Origin of the sequence: Pseudoalteromonas aurantia (genome assembly GCF_005886875.1) — a bacterium.
Classification (GTDB): Bacteria; Pseudomonadota; Gammaproteobacteria; order Enterobacterales; family Alteromonadaceae; genus Pseudoalteromonas; species Pseudoalteromonas aurantia_A.
In genome coordinates, this window is record NZ_PNBY01000132.1 from 1 (window position 1) to 17,027 (window position 17,027).

Below are 17,027 nucleotides of genomic sequence, written 5' to 3' on the forward strand. Positions count from 1 at the left end.
ACTGACTGGCATTAAGCTTAAGCTTGCCTTTTTATATTTGTTAATAAAATTCTGTCGCAATAGTGTTGAATACGTATTCATTATAGGTGTAGTATTGTATTTCTTGGAACGATCCAAGCAAGTTTAATAATAAATAGGAGAGGCAGATGCAACGCTCATTATGGGCTTTCGCTTTGGCAGTTACTGCAACAAGTGCGCTAGCAAACTCAAAAGAGACCAGTAATACTCAATGGGTAGACACTTTTATTGGTACCGGAGGGGACGGTCATACATTTCCGGGCGCTGTGGTGCCTTTTGGTATGGTGCAACTCAGCCCTGATACCGATAATCCAATGCGAGGCGAATCAAAGCAAGCTGAAATTTACAAGCGTTGCGCTGGCTATCATTATGATGACCACACAATTACGGGTTTCTCCCATACACACTTTTCGGGCACAGGTCATTCGGATTTAGGCGACCTGTTAGTCATGCCGATGACCGGTGATATTAAAACGTCAGCTGGGACAGCAGACAATCCAGAGCAAGGTTACCGTTCTCGTTTTAGCCATGATAAAGAATGGTCAGAGCCCGGATATTACGGTGTTGAATTGCAAGATTACGACATTACTGCGGAAGTGACGGCAACCACACGGGTTGGCATGCACAAATATACATTTAATAGTGCCGACAAAGGTCATGTGATGTTCGACCTTACCGCTGCAATTTATAATTTCAAAAACAAAGTAATTTGGAGTGATTTACGTAAAGTTGATGATCACACATTAGTCGCTTATCGTGCTACAAACGGATGGGCTCGTAACCGTCTAATGTATTTTGCGATTAAGTTTTCGCAACCAATAAGCGATTATCAATTTATTAATGAAGACGACAACCGTTATCGTTGTATGGGATGCTTAGGTAAAGAAAAACACTCAACGATTGAGAATAAAGCAGTGAAGCAAGCTGCGGGTAAAGCGGTAAAATTTGTTGCATCTTTCAATGATGTAAAAGATGAACCTCTTTATATTAAAGTGGGGTTATCCGCGGTTAGTCGCTCTAACGCGTTAGAAAACCTCCATACAGAAGTGCCAGGTTGGGACTTTGATAAAACGCGTCAAGCCGCGAAAGCTCAGTGGGCTAAGCACCTAGATAAAGTCAATGTGACAGGCTCCGTGGCACAAAAGCGGCAATTTTATACGGCGCTTTATCACACTTTACAAGCACCGAGTATATATCAAGATGTGAATGGGCAGTATCGTGGTGTTGATGGTGAGATCCATGAAGGTAAAGGGTTTGAGCATTACACGTTGTTCTCTCTATGGGACACATACCGAGCATTACACCCACTATTGACGTACATAGCACCCGAGCGTGTATCTGGGATGATCCAATCAATGCTCGTTCATTATCAGCAAAGTTATGAAAAGATGTTACCAATTTGGTCATTTCATGCCCATGAAACTTGGACAATGATAGGCTACCATGCTGTATCGGTTATCGCTGACGCATATTTAAAAGGGATTAGAGGTTTTGATACTGATTTAGCGGTTGAAGCAATCCTTAGTACGGCAAACAACCCAGTATATGATGCGATTCCTGAGTACAAAAAGTTTGGCTATGTCCCAATGGATGTGTTACCTGAGTCAGTGTCTATTACGCTTGAGTATGCCTATAACGATTATGCTATTGCGCGTTTGTTTGAATCGATGGGGAAAACTAGCCTATCAAAAGAGTACTATGCGAGAGCGATGAGCTACAAGAATGTATTTAACAAAGAAACAGGTTACATGCGTGGTCGCGACAGCAATGGCAAGTGGAACCCTGACTTCAATCCATTTGAAGCAAAGTACATGGGACCGTTTACCGAAGGAAATTCAAAGCAGTATAGTTTTTACGTCCCACAAGATGTTGCAGGTCTTATTGACTTAATGGGCGGAGATGACAAGTTTGAGCAACGTTTAGATGCATTATTTGATACACACCTGTCTGATGACATGATCAAAGAGCATGAAGACATTGCTGGGTTAATAGGTAACTATGCCCATGGTAATGAACCAAGTCACCATATTGCTTATTTGTATAACTATGCAGGCAAGCCTTGGCGTACACAAGAACGTATTCGCCAAATCATGGATACTTTGAGCTCAGATAAACCTGACGGTTTAGCGGGTAACGATGATGTTGGGCAAATGTCAGCTTGGTATATTTTCTCTGCTATGGGCTTTTACCCTGTTGCGCCTGGTGATTTAAGTTATGCAATTGGTGCGCCGCAAGTGGAAAAGGTAACGTTGAAGTTTGCGGGTAATAAAACCTTTACCACTTATGCAAAAGGTTTAAATGCTGAAAATAAATACATTCAATCAGTAACGTTAAACGGTAAAGCATTTAATAGAAATTACTTAACGCATGATGATATTGTTGCTGGTGGAGAGCTACGCTATGTTATGGGTAGCAAACCAAATAAAGCGTGGGGACAGCGTATTGATGCTCGTCCGCCTGCATTATCGGAGTATAAGTAATGAAATACGGGTTAAATAACCTCGTTATTGGCTGTGTTGCGTTAGCAAGTTCACATGTACTTGCAGCGCAGCCTGCAAAGCTAGAGCTCTCTTTAAAGCCAGTGAGCTATATGGGAGATATTGGCTGGCAGGGTTTCAGGCTTCCTAAAGTAACATTATCTCGGACATCGTCAGTGGTGAACAAACACTGGAATACCCTCGATAATGCGCTAATTCAGCAAATTAGTTATAACGTTGCACGCCTGCTGTATCGCGATGTCGGTAAAGCCCCGCAGCTACCTACGCTCAAAATTATTTTGGAAGATATGAAAGGGGTTGCGTTCAAAGAAGGTGACTTTAATGGCGCGACTATTCACCTTAGTGCACAGTACTTTGAGAAGTTCGCCATGACACATGACGATCAGAGTGCATATGATGAACTTATTGGTGTACTTTATCATGAAATAGCCCATGCTTATCAGCTTGATGACCATAACTATAAAGAGATTGGTCCTGTGATTGAGGGGATCGCTGATGTCGTCAGAATGAAAGCCGGTTATGTTGATTTTTCTCATCGAAAAGTAGGGGGAGACTATGACAGTGGTTATAAAACGACGGCTTTTTACTTACATTGGCTAGAGCAAACGCTTAAACCCAATTTATTGGTAGAGCTCAACGCACAATTAGATCCACATGATGATATCAAGTGGACCTGGGCACTGTTCGCCAAAGAGTCGGGTATTTCGCTTTCTGAATCTTGGCGCAAATACCAAAAGTCTCTATAGCCAACGATAGCTACTTACCCCTTACCCCTTGTAAGCAAAGATGTTGTGTTGTTGTACCAAAGGTGAGCTTGCTCACCTTTTTTGTTGATTGAATTTAAGTATTTTATGCAATACTAAATTAGTAATTTATTAAACTATCTAATAGATTGCCCGATATATAAGAGACATACCCTCGTAATTTTGTTAAGTATGGATAAAGCGAATTATCATTATGACAACATGGTAGTTAGCCTCTGCAATAAATATATAAGAATAGGCTTAGGATGTTCAAAACGTTTAAATTTACCAGTAAAGTAACAATTGCCGCGTCTTTGGTGTTAGTCATGGTATTAGGGTTATTTACCATAAATAACTTTATTTCTATGCGCAACCAGACACAAATACAACTTACCGCAGTACTTCAAGAAATTTCTCACTCGGTATCTCAAAACATTGCTAACTGGTTGAATGACCGCTTACAGGTGGTTGAGTCGGTGGCGTCAGGTCATCGTAAATCAGATTCAGAGCAGCAATTATTACGACGTTTGAAAACAGCGGATGTTGCAGGGGATTTCAAAAATGTATACGTGGGTATGCCAAGCGGTAAGTTTGTGCTGGATGATCCCAGTATTCAGCTACCATCAGACTATGATGCTACCACTCGCCCTTGGTATAAATTGGCACAGTCAAAACGCAGTACTGCTTTTACTAATCCATATATTGATGTAACGACCAATGAACTGACTATTTCAGCAGTGGTACCTATGTTTGATGGTGGGGCATTCTCAGGGGTAGCCGGTGGTGATATAGACATGAAAACCATTACTGGGATCATCAGTGAAATCGATTTTTTAGGGTTTGGGTATGCTTTTTTACTCGATAAAGAAGGCCGTATATTGTCTCACCCAGCACAAAATTATAATGATAAACCGATGGCGGATTTGCTTGGCCGTAAAATTGCATTAAATGATGAGTTTGTAGAACTAGAAATTGATGGCCAAGAAAAGTTGGTCTCATTTATAGAAATAAATGGGATTAAAAATGTTGATTGGTATTTAGGGGTTGTGATCAATAAAGAGATTGCTTATTCATCTGTCTCATCGTTTAGAAATATGGCAGCTATCTACATGATTCTGGGTGTGGTCGTGATTGTGGTGATGCTGCAAATATTGCTTAAGTACCTTATGCGCCCAGTTGTTAACTTAAACGATGCGATAAAAGATATCGCACAAGGTGAAGGTGACTTAACGCGTCGTTTAAATGTTGAAAATGATGATGAATTTGGGGAGTTATCTAATTATTTTAATCTGTTTATCGAAAAAATACATGACTCTATTGTGCAGGTGCGTGATACCACAATTGCATTAGAACATTCTGTTGAAAGCTTGGTTCATCAAACACAGTCTACGCTCGATATGTATGGCGATCAGTCAAAACGCACCGATAATGTGGCAACAGCAATCAACGAGCTGTCATCAAGCGCTGTTGAGATTTCAAATAATGCGACACATGCGTCAGAACTGGCAAGTGAAGCTAATCAGTTGAGTGCTGATAGCCAAACGGCGTTGAATGCCAATATTACAGAAATTGCGTCATTAAGTGACAAGATGTCTAAAGCCCAGTCCACGGTTGATAGCTTAGATAAACACTCGGCAAGCATTGGTCAGGTACTTGAAGTGATAAAAAGTGTCAGTGAGCAAACTAACTTGTTGGCATTAAATGCGGCAATTGAGGCGGCTCGCGCAGGTGAAGCAGGTAGAGGCTTTGCGGTTGTAGCCGATGAAGTGAGACAGTTAGCACAGCGTACGCAAGAGTCGACTCAAGAGATTGAGAATACCATTGGAGAGCTACAGCAGGGCTCAGCATCAGCGGTTGCAGTGATGAATTTAAGTCTAGAGGATTCTGCTAAAAGCGCGAGTCAAGCTACCGAAGCTGGTCACAAAATGACAGAAGTGAGCAGTGCCATTGAGTCAATTGATGGTGTAAACCACGCAGTTGCAAGTGCCACTGCAGAGCAGAACTCAGTGATACAGTCTTTAGATAGTGATATTCATCACATAAGCGATTTAAGTGTTCAAGGTACAGAAAACTTAAATGGCACACTGTCTGAATGTCGTCAATTACAGGCTCAGTTTGATGAATTAGAAAAAATGGTCCTCAAGTTTAAAGTATAAATTTAGCTCAGTAAAAATTTAACACGAAGAAAGCCAGCCAATATTAGCTGGCTTTTTTATACCTAAAGCAACGATATATTGTGCAAAATTATTCAATAATCCTGTTCCCAAAAAGGTTGATTTCTCTAATGTGACGACTGTCATTTTTTTGTATTTTTATCGCAACACGTTTGTCATTAAAGAACTTTAAACTGCTCGCAACTTAATAAAGATAAACCTAAGGTGTATGCGATGAAGTGCGTTAAACCCCTGCTATTTGCAAGTGTACTTGCAACGACAGCAAGCGTCCAAGCGAACGACTTAAACCAAGTCATAGATAAGAGCAATGCGATTAACGAATCAGCTCAAAAGACTCAAATAAAAATTAATTCAATTTCAGACTCAATGCAATCACGTCTACAAACGTTCAAGACGTTAAACAAAGAAATTGATGGCTTAGCGGTTTACAACGCACAACTAGATAAACAAATTAAGAACCAATTGGATGAAATGAGCGCAATCAATGCCTCAATGGATCAAGTTTCTGTTATTGAACGTCAAATTACACCTCTGATGTTACGTATGATCACCGGTCTAGAGCAATTTGTGGCATTAGATGTGCCATTTTTATCGCAAGAACGCGCAACGCGAGTTGAGACTCTCAAAAATATGATGGAACGTGCAGACGTGACATCAAGCGAAAAATTCCGCCGTGTTGTTGAGGCGTATCAAGTAGAAGTAGATTACGGTCGTACCATTGAAGCTTACACCAGCTTATTAGATGTTGATGGGCAAGAGCGTGAAGTAGACTTTTTACGAATTGGTAGATTAGAGCTACTTTATGTCACAAAAGATGGCAGTCATGCTGGCAGTTGGAACCAAGCAGCACAAAAGTTTGTTGCAGTTGATGATACGGCGATTAGCCAGATCAACAAAGGGTTAAGAATTGCTCGTAAACAGCTTGCCCCAGATATGCTCACTCTCCCTGTTCACGCGTCTAAATAAGAGGTTCAAGATGAAATTTTTAAAGCAATTTAGCCAAAAAGCAATCTTGGCAGCTACCTTAACACTATCAACGACTGCATTTGCAGAAGAAGCGCTTAATCTTGACGCCTTATTAAAAACACTTGAGCAAGGTCAAGCAGTACAAACTGAGCAAAATAAAGCGCGTGAAGCTGACTTTCGTAGTAAGCAAGATCAACAGGTCGCTATGCTCAATGCGTTAACCAATAAACGAGATGGAGAGTTAAACCGTTCAGAGCGTTTAGAAACCACTTTTGAAGAAAATGAAATTAAGTTACAAAACTTAACCGATACGTTATCTAAACGCATGGGGTCACTAAAAGAGCTATTCGGCGTACTTCAACAAGTGGCTGGCGACTCAAGTAATAAATTTCAAACATCGGTAGTTTCGGCTCAAATCCCAGGCAGAAGCGCATTTATGGATGAAATGGCGAAAAAGATGGGGTCGTCATCTCGCCTAGCATCAATCGAAGATATTGAAAAGGTGTGGTATGAATTACAACGTGAAATGACAGAGCAAGGTAAAGTATCACGTTATAACAGCGAAGTTATCGTCGCTGGTGGCAGCAAAATAAGCAAAGAGGTAGTGAGAGTTGGTGCCTTTAACTTAATCTCAGACGGTAAATATTTAACGTATAACCCCGTGACGAACACCACATCTGAGTTAACGCGTCAGCCATCATCGCGATTCACTGAAACCGCAGCACAATTACAAACAACAACAACGGCTACAGTGGCATTTGCTCTTGATCCAACGGGTGGGTCAATTTTAGGGCTACTTGTGCAAGCGCCAAATACTGAAGAGCAGGTGCATCAGGGGGGTCCGGTCGGATACGTTATTCTGGGTGTTGGTATTTTAGCGTTACTTATCGCATTAGAACGATTCTTTTCACTTATGATTATGGGCGCTAAGATCCGCCGTCAGCTAAAAGATGATGTTGCCCGCGAAGACAACCCGTTAGGGCGTGTCATGAAGGTGAAGGATCAATACCCTTCCGTAGCTTACGATACGTTAGAGCTTAAATTGAGCGAAGCTATTTTACGTGAAATGCCAAAAATAACGCGTAACTTGACCTTAATTAAAATTATTTCTGTGGTCGCGCCATTGCTAGGTCTATTAGGGACTGTAACGGGCATGATAAATACCTTCCAAGCAATTACATTATTTGGTACCGGTGACCCAAAATTGATGGCTGGTGGTATCTCTCAAGCGCTAGTAACAACGGTATTAGGTTTGGTGGTAGCAATCCCAACCGTATTCTTATACACATTGCTTAATACACGTTCTCGTAATTTGCTATTGATACTACAAGAGCAAAGCGCTGGGATCATCGCAGAGCGAAGTGAAAAAGGAGCGTAACCGTGGTGCTATTGATTGAAGCAATCAATACGCTAAGAGAATTTTTAGATACAGGTGGTCAGGTTCTCCTGATCATCGGTCTAATTATCTTTGCTATGTGGTTGTTGATTTTAGAGCGATTTATGTTTTTCTTTGGCCGGTATCGCACTTTTAAGAAAGAGATTTTAGCAGGGTGGGTAAACCGACAAGAGCGTAATAGCTGGAACGCAGAGCAGATCAGACAGGCTCAAATTTCACGTGTAGGTATCAAACTCAATGCAAATTTACCATATATCAATGTGATGGTCGCACTGTGCCCCTTACTCGGCTTATTGGGTACGGTTACAGGAATGATAGAAGTATTTGATGTAATGGCGATTACGGGTAGTGGCAGTGCGCGCTCAATGGCGTCAGGTGTATCAAAGGCAACTATCCCAACCATGGCGGGGATGGTGGGTGCACTATCAGGTGTATTCGCATCAACATACCTACAAAGAAAAGCAAAACGCGAAGTTGAGTTATTAGAAGATAAAATGTTGCTTGACCATTAATTGGTTGAGTAAAGGAGATAGTTATGAGAGCCCCATTAGCAAAAGTATTTCAAGAAGAAGAAGCAGAAGAAATAAACATGACACCAATGTTGGATGTTGTATTTATTATGCTTATTTTCTTCATCGTGACGGCATCTTTCGTTAAAGAAGCGGGAATTGATGTAAATCGTCCAGAGGCAGCAACGGCTGTTAAAAAGCAACGCGCCAATATCTTAGTGGCGATTTCAGATAAAGGCGAAATATGGATCAACAAACGCCAGGTTGATGTGCGTGCTGTTCAAGCAAATATTGAACGTTTAAAAGCAGAAAACCCGCAGGGTAGTGTCGTAATACAGGCTGATAAAAAAGCGACAACTGAAATGCTGATAAAAGTTATGGATGCATCACGTGCAGCGGGTGCGTTTGATGTGTCAATTGCAGCACAGGAATCTTAACGTATGCGTTATTTAATAGCACTTGTAATAGCGGGTGTTGTTACTTTCTTTTTGTTCTTGGGTATGCAAGCGCTTATCCAAGGCGGAGAAGGGGTAATGACAGAGCCTGTGAAAGGGAATGTGCTCGATTTTGTACGTTTGAAAAAAGAAGAAACGGTGCAAAAGAAAGAGCGGAAACCCCAAAAACCGCCAACACCTAAAGAGCCGCCACCTCCAATGGATGCGCCACAGATGCAGAGTAATAGTTTGGATGCCGCTGGAACCGATTTTGATTTCAGCGCTAACGTGGAAGCCGATGTTAATTTAGCTGGCGGCTTAGCGCTTGAGTCAAGCGATGGTGAATATTTACCCATAGTTAAAGTTGCACCTGTTTATCCACGCAGAGCATTATCTCGAGGAATAGAAGGCTTCGTGATTGTTGAGTTTGTAGTGACTAAAAATGGCACTGTTCGCTCGCCTAAGGTTGTTACAGCACAGCCTGAATCAATTTTCGATCGTGCTGCGTTGGATGCTGCACTTAAGTTTAAATATAAGCCGCGAGTTGTAAATGGTGAAGCCGTTGAAGTAGCGGGTGTTCAGAATAAAATATCATTCCAAATCAGTGGGTAATGTGTTTTGAAGTGAGGATGTGATTATGAAAATATTTAAAAAATTAGCACTGTGTAGTGCCATGTTTGTGTCAGGTATTGCCGGCCCAACTCTGTTCTCAATCACGCCAATTAGTGATATTGGTATAGTGTATGCTGAAACTAAAACCAAGCGAGTGCCCGCGTTACGTGAGAAGGTATACAGCCAACTTGCCCGCGCTCAAAAACTTGCTGACGACGGGAATGTACAAGCTGGATTAGAAGCGCTTGATAGTATAAAAGACAGATCGTCGAGTATGAATTCATATGAAATTGCTATGATGCATAACTTTTATGGATTTATTTATTATAACGAAAATAAGTTAAATGATGCGATAAGCTCATTTGAGTTAGTTGTTGCTGAAGAAGGCATACCTGAGTCACTTAGGTTATCGACCACATTTAGTCTAGCTCAGTTAGCAATGGCCAATTCTAATTATCGTAAAGTGAGTCAGTATTTAGATGACTGGGATAAAATTAATAACAAACCGATACCTGAGTCTTATTATACTTTGAGGGGACAGGTTCATTATCAATTAAAAGAATATAAGAAAGCACTCGGTTATGTAAACTCCGTAATATCATTGTCTGAGTCAAAAGGCGATGTACCAAAAGAAAATTGGTTAGTATTACAACGTGCATTATATTATTCGCTTAACCAACCTAAAGATGTTGTCGCGGTTCTCGAAAAAATGGTTGACCTATATAACAAGCCAAATTATTGGGTGCAATTAGCTGGTATGTATGGGGAAATTGGGGAAGAGAAAAAGCAGTTAGCGATATTTGAGGCTGCGGATCAACAAGGGTTTGTTAAGTCACGTTCAGAGCATATGCAACTGGCTCAAGTGTATATGTTTAATGGCTTATCATACAAAGCAGCCCTTGTCTTACAGCGTGGGCAAGAGTCAAAAGTGGTCGAAAATAATGCAAAGAATAACGCATTTATCGCAGAAGCCCTTGTCCAGTCAAAGGAAGATGAACGGGCTATTGTGTTTTTTGAGCGCGCAAGTGAGCAGTCAGAGCACGGTAATTTTGACCAGCGATTGGCTGAAATATATATTAATTTAGAGCTTTTCGATGAAGCTGCAGATGCAGCTCGAAGCGCGTTAGACAAAGGTGAGTTGACATTTGAAGCCAATGCTTATGTTGCGTTAGGAATGGCACAGTATAATTTAACAAATTTTGATGCATCTATACTGGCTTTTGAGCAAGCAGAAAAGCATAAAAAGTCGTCGAGAATCGCAAAGCAATGGATTAAATATGTAAAAAAAGAAAAGCTACATGCTGATACATTAAAACGAGCTTTACTGTAAATTTATAATCGCAACGCCAAAGCCACCTACGGGTGGCTTTTTTGTTTTTACTATTTAATTGACATATAACTTTAAATTAATGTTTATTAACTTTTAATGACACTTTGTTTTTGTAACCTGATTGTCATTTATTTAATCTACCTTAGCTCCATCAGATTTAAACACATAAATAATAAATTTATATTTCTAATATTGGAGTTAGCAATGGAATTACAAAACGTTTTTAAAGTATCAGCAATTGTGGCAGCAATGGCACTTACTGGTTGTGGCGGTGATATTGAAGTAACACCGACAGTGAATGACACAAGTGTTAATAACTCAAACAATACAACAAACAACACTAACACAGGCGATACTCCAACAACTCCAGACCCAGTTACACCAACAAACCCGTGTACAGCTCGCACTGTATCTGGCACTGAAGTACAAGGTACTTTCCAAGCACCGCATTGTGTATATGGAACAGACTTTGCCGGCAAAAACTTAGAGATTGAATCTGATATTACTTTTGCAGACTTAGAAGATGATGGCGCGCACGTATTTAAAGGCGCATTACAAATTGGTAAAAACTGTAACACAACAGCAGGTTGTACGGTTCCAGATAATGGCCCTACATTAAAAGTTGAAGCCGGTGCAACTCTTGCGTTCACATCAGGTGAAGCCATTATCCGTATTGCACGTGGTGCTAAGATTGACGCGATTGGTACAATGGAAAAGCCTATCTCATTCACATCAGCAAATACCATTGAAGCGTTTGATTTGGCAAACATTGGGCCACAGTTTGCAGATTGGGGCGGAATTATCATCAATGGTAAAGGCCTAACAAACCAATGTACGAATGCTGAAAGAGCTGGTAATACGTGTAATGCAGATTCTGAGGGTATCGTGAGCCACTTTGGTGGCTCTGATAATGCTGATGGCAGTGGCCATATTAAATACGCTAACATTTGGTATGCAGGTTCAGGTCCACGAGATGGTGGTGCTGGTGATGATTTGAACTCACTTACTTTAAATGCCGTAGGTTCAGGTTCTAGCTTTGAGTTTTTACATATTCATCAAGGGTTTGATGATGGCATTGAGTTTTTCGGAGGTGCTTCAACAATTAAAAATATAGTTGTTACAGACACACAGGACGATGCAATTGATATTGACGCAGGTTGGATGGGTAAAGCGCAGTTCCTTTATGTGCAGCACGGCACGATTAAAACAAAGAAAGACATTACATATCAGGGTGATGATGGTCTGGTGTTAATACCTGCTGGAACCGAAGGCTTCATGGGGAATAATGGCTTTGAAACAGATGGCGAGAAGAATAAAGGTGACGACTATAGTGAAGTACCTGCATCTAACCCAACCATTGCCAATGTTACGGTTGTAACCACAGACGGTAAGTCAATCCGAGATAATAGTTCATCTCAAGCTGCTAAATTTGATGATGCGATTAAGAGCCAATATTACAATGCCTTGTTTGTTAAAGCTGAAGGCGCCAATGGCACTGATTGTATAGAGTTTAAAGACTCAGATGCAGCTGCTAACGCAGAAGCTGACACTTTGAATTTCCATAACTCAGTTATGGCTTGTGTAAGTAACTTTAAGTCTGGTTCTGACCCATTACCAAATGGTGAAGTGAAGGAAGAGTGGTTCAAAAACGCAGGGTCTAGCTTAGTTCTTGACGGTGCACAAGATGTGTTAGCAGCAGATGGATTTTCTACAAACGCTGCTTCTACTGCGATTTCAATTCAAGCGAATGACTTGAGCGCGTTAAATGATAACTTCTTCACTCCAGTAAACTATATTGGTGCGGTATCTAGCGCTGATACATCAAGTGATTGGTATAAGTGGGTTCAAAAAGCAGTTACGGCTGCTAACAACGACTAATCGTAAAGGTTAGGTTGTTATCAAAAAAGTAGGCGCAGTCGTTGCGCCTTTTTTATGATTTTTGGCAGGAATGAAAATGAATAAACACATTAAACTAAAAAAAATAGCGCTAGCTGTAAGTACTACGCTTATGGTCGGTGTTTCAATGCCAACTTTCGCAATAGAAGATCAAACTATTGAAGAAGTTGTCGCTGTTGGTAATCGCTTGCAAGGCAGTGCGGCTGCGGTGATTGAAGAGCGAAAAAATCAAGCGTTCGTTGCCGACATCATGGGAGCTGAGCAGTTATCTCGAACTGGCGACAGCGATGTTGCTTCGGCACTTCGTCGTGTAACAGGTTTGACGCTCGTTGACGGCAAGTTCGTGTATGTACGTGGTTTGGGTGAACGATACTCAAGTGCAAGACTTAATGGTGCATCGGTTCCGAGCCCTGATTTAACCCGTAATGTTGTACCACTCGATATTTTTCCTTCCAGTATCATCGAAAGCTTGGCGGTACAAAAGGCGTATTCTCCGTCTATGCCTGCAGCGTTCGGTGGCGGTAACATAGATATTAGAACTAAATCGGTGCCGACTGAATTTACAGCGGGTATTGAAATTGGCGTAGGTCAAAATTTCAATGCAACCGACGGGTTTACCTATGACAGGGGAGCAGGCGGTATTCCTGAACCATTGCAACAAGGTGTTGTTCGGTATCGTGGTGATTTTAGTTTAGGCGCGATTGTTGATAAAGATGCATTAACAGGATCGGATACGCAGACGCGTGCTGAGCAAGCTGCTCAAATTAACAAAGCCTTGTTACTGTCGTTACCACGAGACATAACAGTAAAAGAAGAATCTTTGTCGCCTAACTACGACATCAAAGCAAATATTGGTGACAGTTTTGATGAACCGTATTTTGGTGGCACAATTGGCGCGATGTTGGCCGCGTCTTATGACAAGGATTGGAACTACAGTGACCGAAGAACTGCGGTAGTCGACGACTCTTTACAAGATGGCTGTAGTTCGTCATTAAATAGTGCCGAAGATGCGTCTAATTCTTGCTATGTTACTGTTAAAAACTCACAAGTGACGACAGAAAATGAGCGCATTAATGGCGTGTTTAATATTGGCTATAAATTAGATCAGCATAGCATTACCTACTCGAAGATTTACCTTGAAGATAATGAAGATGAGCTTGAACTGTCAGTCCTTGAAAGCCCGAATGGCAGTACTGTTAGAACGGTTTTCGGTACAGGTGAGGCGCAAAGGCAACACAAGTTTAATTATGAAGAGCGGTCACTTGATATTGATCAAGTTATTGGTCAGCATACATTTTTAGACCTCGGTGGTATTGGTTTTGATTGGCAGTACACTGAGTCCACAGCTGAGACGGATATCCCGACCAACATCGATTATAAATTTATTGATAGCTATAACGAAGCGGGTCAATATGAAGGCTCGATTGTAACCGGAGATGATAATCGGGTTACTTATAACTTTACTGATATGGAAGACTATGTGAAGTCTTACAGTGGTAATGTAACGCTACCACTGACGTTTAGTAAAACAGAAGTTACGTTAAAAGCAGGATATGACTTTACAGATAGAGCGCGAGTTTACAACACATCTAGTTTTGTCGTGAATAATGAAACTGGAATATCGATACCAGTGAATTCTGATAATGGAGTGCTTGGCTTAACCGGTTATCTTAACGACGAATTTGTTGGTAACAATGACTTTTTATTGAGCTTTAACGAACCAACCGCTCCAAGTGCTGATGATTACATTGCGGCACAAAAAATAGATGCTGGGTATGTTGAATTTGATGTGTTCTTTGACAATACCTGGCGAGTGAGTGGTGGTATTCGTTATGAAGACTTTAAACAAGTGTCTATCGGTACCTCAAGTTTAATTTTTGACCGAATAACTCAGGGTATATTCTACGACGCTGATAAAATAGAAGCGGGAACAGTTAACGACGACGACTTTTTCAGCGCGCTATCGTTAACGTATTTGGCCGATGATAACTATCAAATTCGATTTGGTTATGGGGAAACCGTAGTTCGTCCAGATTTGAGGGAATTAGTTGCTGTTGCATATTACGATCCACTTACCGACATCAAGACTTTTGGTGTAGCAGGATTAAAAAGTAGTGACTTGAAAAACTATGATGCACGCTTTGAGTATTATATGGATAATGGGGATAACTTCTCTGTTGCCGCATTTTACAAAGATATAACAGCGCCTATTGAAACAATTTTAAAAGTGGGTGATGAAGATTACACTGCGACATTTGTTAATGGTGAAGAGGGTGAAGTTTACGGTATTGAAGCTGAATGGATGCATGATTTATCGTATGTCAGCAGTGGCTTATTTACGGCTGGTAACATTACATTGAGTGACTCTGAAGTCTCTATTGACCCTGCGTTTGCAGGCAACCTAACCAACCCAACCAAACGAATGACGGGTCATTCAAAATATGTTGTTAATTTACAATTGAACTATGACTCGGCAGATGGCCAACACAGTGGCTCTCTAGTTTACAATGTGTTTGGTGAGCGAATTTTGGCGTCAGGTATTGGTGGCCGTGAAGATGCGTTTGAAGAACCGTTCCACTCTCTTGATATGGTTTATACTTGGTACCCTGATTTTAACTCTAAAGTGAAGTTTAAAGTTAAGAACTTACTAGGCGAAAATCAAGAAGTAACACAATCTGGTTATGCTGTGCGAAATAAAGAGTCTGGTACAGCCTTGAGTGTGAGCTACAGTTACGAGTTCTAAATCTTAACGGTAGAAAAGTTAAAAAGCCGAGTCTTATACTCGGCTTTTTTGACCCTAATCAAAAATCCCTATATTTTTAAATTAAATTCATATTTTAAATGGACTAGTACAGCCTTCTTTTGTATAGTACGTCACATAAAAAATAAACATTAAGTTCATAAGCTTAATGTCACTGTCATCTTGTTAACTTAAGATGTACAAATCGCTTGGATATAATAATAACTTCTACCAAGTAATGAGAGCCGAGTTCTTTTTTAGCGCTACTGGCGCTTGATTGGGACAACCTTTACATGTTGTATCCAAACCCCGCTTTGCGGGGTTTTTTATTTAACGCACTTTGTACGTAATTTTCTTTTATTTATAACTAATAAATTCAATAATTAAGCATTGTCATTACACTTTTTTACCTTTGCCTTCTAATTAGTCAATCAGTTTCATTATTGCGTTGCCTCCGTTCTTATATGAAATAACTTTTATGCATTAAAGAAACGCTAGTAGTCCTATACGTAATTTGATACTTTTAGACGCCTAGACTCACGCAATGACTCTAAATTAATTACACAAAGGTAAAAAATATGAATAAAGTGGGACTCGTTGGTTGGCGTGGCATGGTTGGTTCTGTATTAATGGACAGAATGCAGGCTGAGGGTGATTTTAATAATATAGATGCACGGTTTTTTACGACCTCTCAAACTGGTCAGTTGGGGCCAGACTTTGCTGGCGAACCAAAATCCTTGCTAGATGCGACTGATGTCAGTGCTTTATCACAGATGGACATTATTATCTCATGCCAAGGTGGGGATTATACCAAATCGATTTATCCAACATTGCGTGAGACCGGCTGGCAAGGGTATTGGGTCGATGCAGCATCTGCGCTGAGAATGACCGACGACAGTATTATTGCACTCGATCCGGTTAATAAAGATGTCATTGAGCAAGGCCTTGAGCAAGGTGTTAAGACGTTCGTGGGTGGTAACTGCACTGTATCGCTTATGTTAATCGCGCTCGGAGGCTTGTTTGAGCAAGATCTTATTGAGTGGGTCAGCCCGATGACTTATCAAGCCGCATCTGGCGCTGGTGCGCGAAATATGCGCGAATTGATCACCCAAATGGGTGAAATTCATAGCTCTGTTGCACAACAGTTAGCTAATCCATCTTCAGCCATTTTAGAGATAGATAAAATTGTTGCGAATAAGATTAAAGCGGATGATTTGCCTAAAGATCAGTTTGGTGTGCCTCTAGCTGGCAGCTTGATCCCTTGGATTGACGTACCCATGCCAAGTGGTCAGTCTAAAGAAGAGTGGAAAGCGCAAGTCGAGGCAAATAAAATTCTTGGGTCTTCAAAGTCTCCAATTCCTATTGATGGCTTATGTGTGCGTGTTGGCGCAATGCGCTGTCATTCGCAAGCAATGACCATCAAGCTTAAAGAAAATATATCTGTGGATGAAATTGAGCGTATTTTAGCCTCTCATAATGAGTGGGTTAAAGTGATTCCAAATGATCGTCAACAAACTGCTGAAGAGTTAACGCCGGTTAATGTTACGGGTACCCTAGATATACCCGTAGGTCGTATACGAAAGCTCACGATGGGCCCAGAATACATCAGTGCGTTTACTGTGGGCGACCAACTATTATGGGGGGCCGCTGAGCCATTACGTCGCATGTTGAAAATAATTTTAGCTAACTAGTCCCGAATTCAACATCGAAG

12 protein-coding genes are annotated in these 17,027 nt (G+C 40.9%); all 12 read left to right on the forward strand.

What is annotated here, in order from left to right:
- Window positions 1-146: 146 nt before the first annotated feature.
- The 12 genes from CWC18_RS19215 (at window position 147) to asd (ending at window position 17,007) form a co-directional block, all read left to right on the forward strand.
- The gene (locus CWC18_RS19215; RefSeq protein ID WP_138675892.1) at window positions 147-2,498 is read left to right on the forward strand and encodes a GH92 family glycosyl hydrolase; all 2,352 of its coding nucleotides are present in this window, start codon (window positions 147-149) and stop codon (window positions 2,496-2,498) included.
- On the forward strand, window positions 2,498-3,262 hold the full coding sequence (locus tag CWC18_RS19220) for a basic secretory protein-like protein (RefSeq protein ID WP_138590714.1): 765 nt from the start codon (window positions 2,498-2,500) through the stop codon (window positions 3,260-3,262). Before CWC18_RS19215 ends, CWC18_RS19220 begins: the two co-directional genes overlap by 1 nt.
- A gap of 263 nt (window positions 3,263-3,525) precedes the next feature.
- A complete protein-coding gene (locus tag CWC18_RS19225) occupies window positions 3,526-5,415 on the forward strand; it encodes a methyl-accepting chemotaxis protein (RefSeq protein ID WP_138675893.1) in 1,890 nt (629 codons plus the stop codon).
- Window positions 5,416-5,646: 231 nt separating this feature from the next.
- Window positions 5,647-6,399, forward strand: a complete 753-nt coding sequence (locus CWC18_RS19230; RefSeq protein WP_138675894.1) for a DUF3450 domain-containing protein — start codon at window positions 5,647-5,649, stop codon at window positions 6,397-6,399.
- Window positions 6,400-6,409: 10 nt separating this feature from the next.
- On the forward strand, window positions 6,410-7,777 hold the full coding sequence (locus CWC18_RS19235) for a MotA/TolQ/ExbB proton channel family protein (protein WP_138675895.1): 1,368 nt from the start codon (window positions 6,410-6,412) through the stop codon (window positions 7,775-7,777).
- A gap of 2 nt (window positions 7,778-7,779) precedes the next feature.
- A complete protein-coding gene (locus CWC18_RS19240) occupies window positions 7,780-8,307 on the forward strand; it encodes a MotA/TolQ/ExbB proton channel family protein (RefSeq protein WP_138590706.1) in 528 nt (175 codons plus the stop codon).
- 23 nt (window positions 8,308-8,330) lie between these two features.
- Window positions 8,331-8,741 carry an ExbD/TolR family protein gene (locus CWC18_RS19245; RefSeq protein WP_070982912.1) on the forward strand — a complete coding sequence of 137 codons (411 nt, stop codon included), beginning with the start codon at window positions 8,331-8,333 and terminating at the stop codon, window positions 8,739-8,741.
- 3 nt (window positions 8,742-8,744) lie between these two features.
- Window positions 8,745-9,350, forward strand: coding sequence for an energy transducer TonB (locus CWC18_RS19250; RefSeq protein ID WP_138590704.1), 606 nt, complete (start codon window positions 8,745-8,747; stop codon window positions 9,348-9,350).
- 25 nt (window positions 9,351-9,375) lie between these two features.
- Entirely contained in the window at window positions 9,376-10,680 is a 1,305-nt protein-coding gene (locus CWC18_RS19255) for a tetratricopeptide repeat protein (protein ID WP_138590702.1), read from the forward strand.
- Window positions 10,681-10,884: 204 nt separating this feature from the next.
- Entirely contained in the window at window positions 10,885-12,558 is a 1,674-nt protein-coding gene (locus CWC18_RS19260) for a hypothetical protein (RefSeq protein ID WP_138590700.1), read from the forward strand.
- Between the two features lie 76 nt (window positions 12,559-12,634).
- The gene (locus CWC18_RS19265; protein WP_138675896.1) at window positions 12,635-15,319 is read left to right on the forward strand and encodes a TonB-dependent receptor domain-containing protein; all 2,685 of its coding nucleotides are present in this window, start codon (window positions 12,635-12,637) and stop codon (window positions 15,317-15,319) included.
- Between the two features lie 575 nt (window positions 15,320-15,894).
- The gene (gene asd, locus CWC18_RS19270) at window positions 15,895-17,007 is read left to right on the forward strand and encodes an aspartate-semialdehyde dehydrogenase (protein WP_138590696.1); all 1,113 of its coding nucleotides are present in this window, start codon (window positions 15,895-15,897) and stop codon (window positions 17,005-17,007) included.
- Window positions 17,008-17,027: the final 20 nt, after the last annotated feature.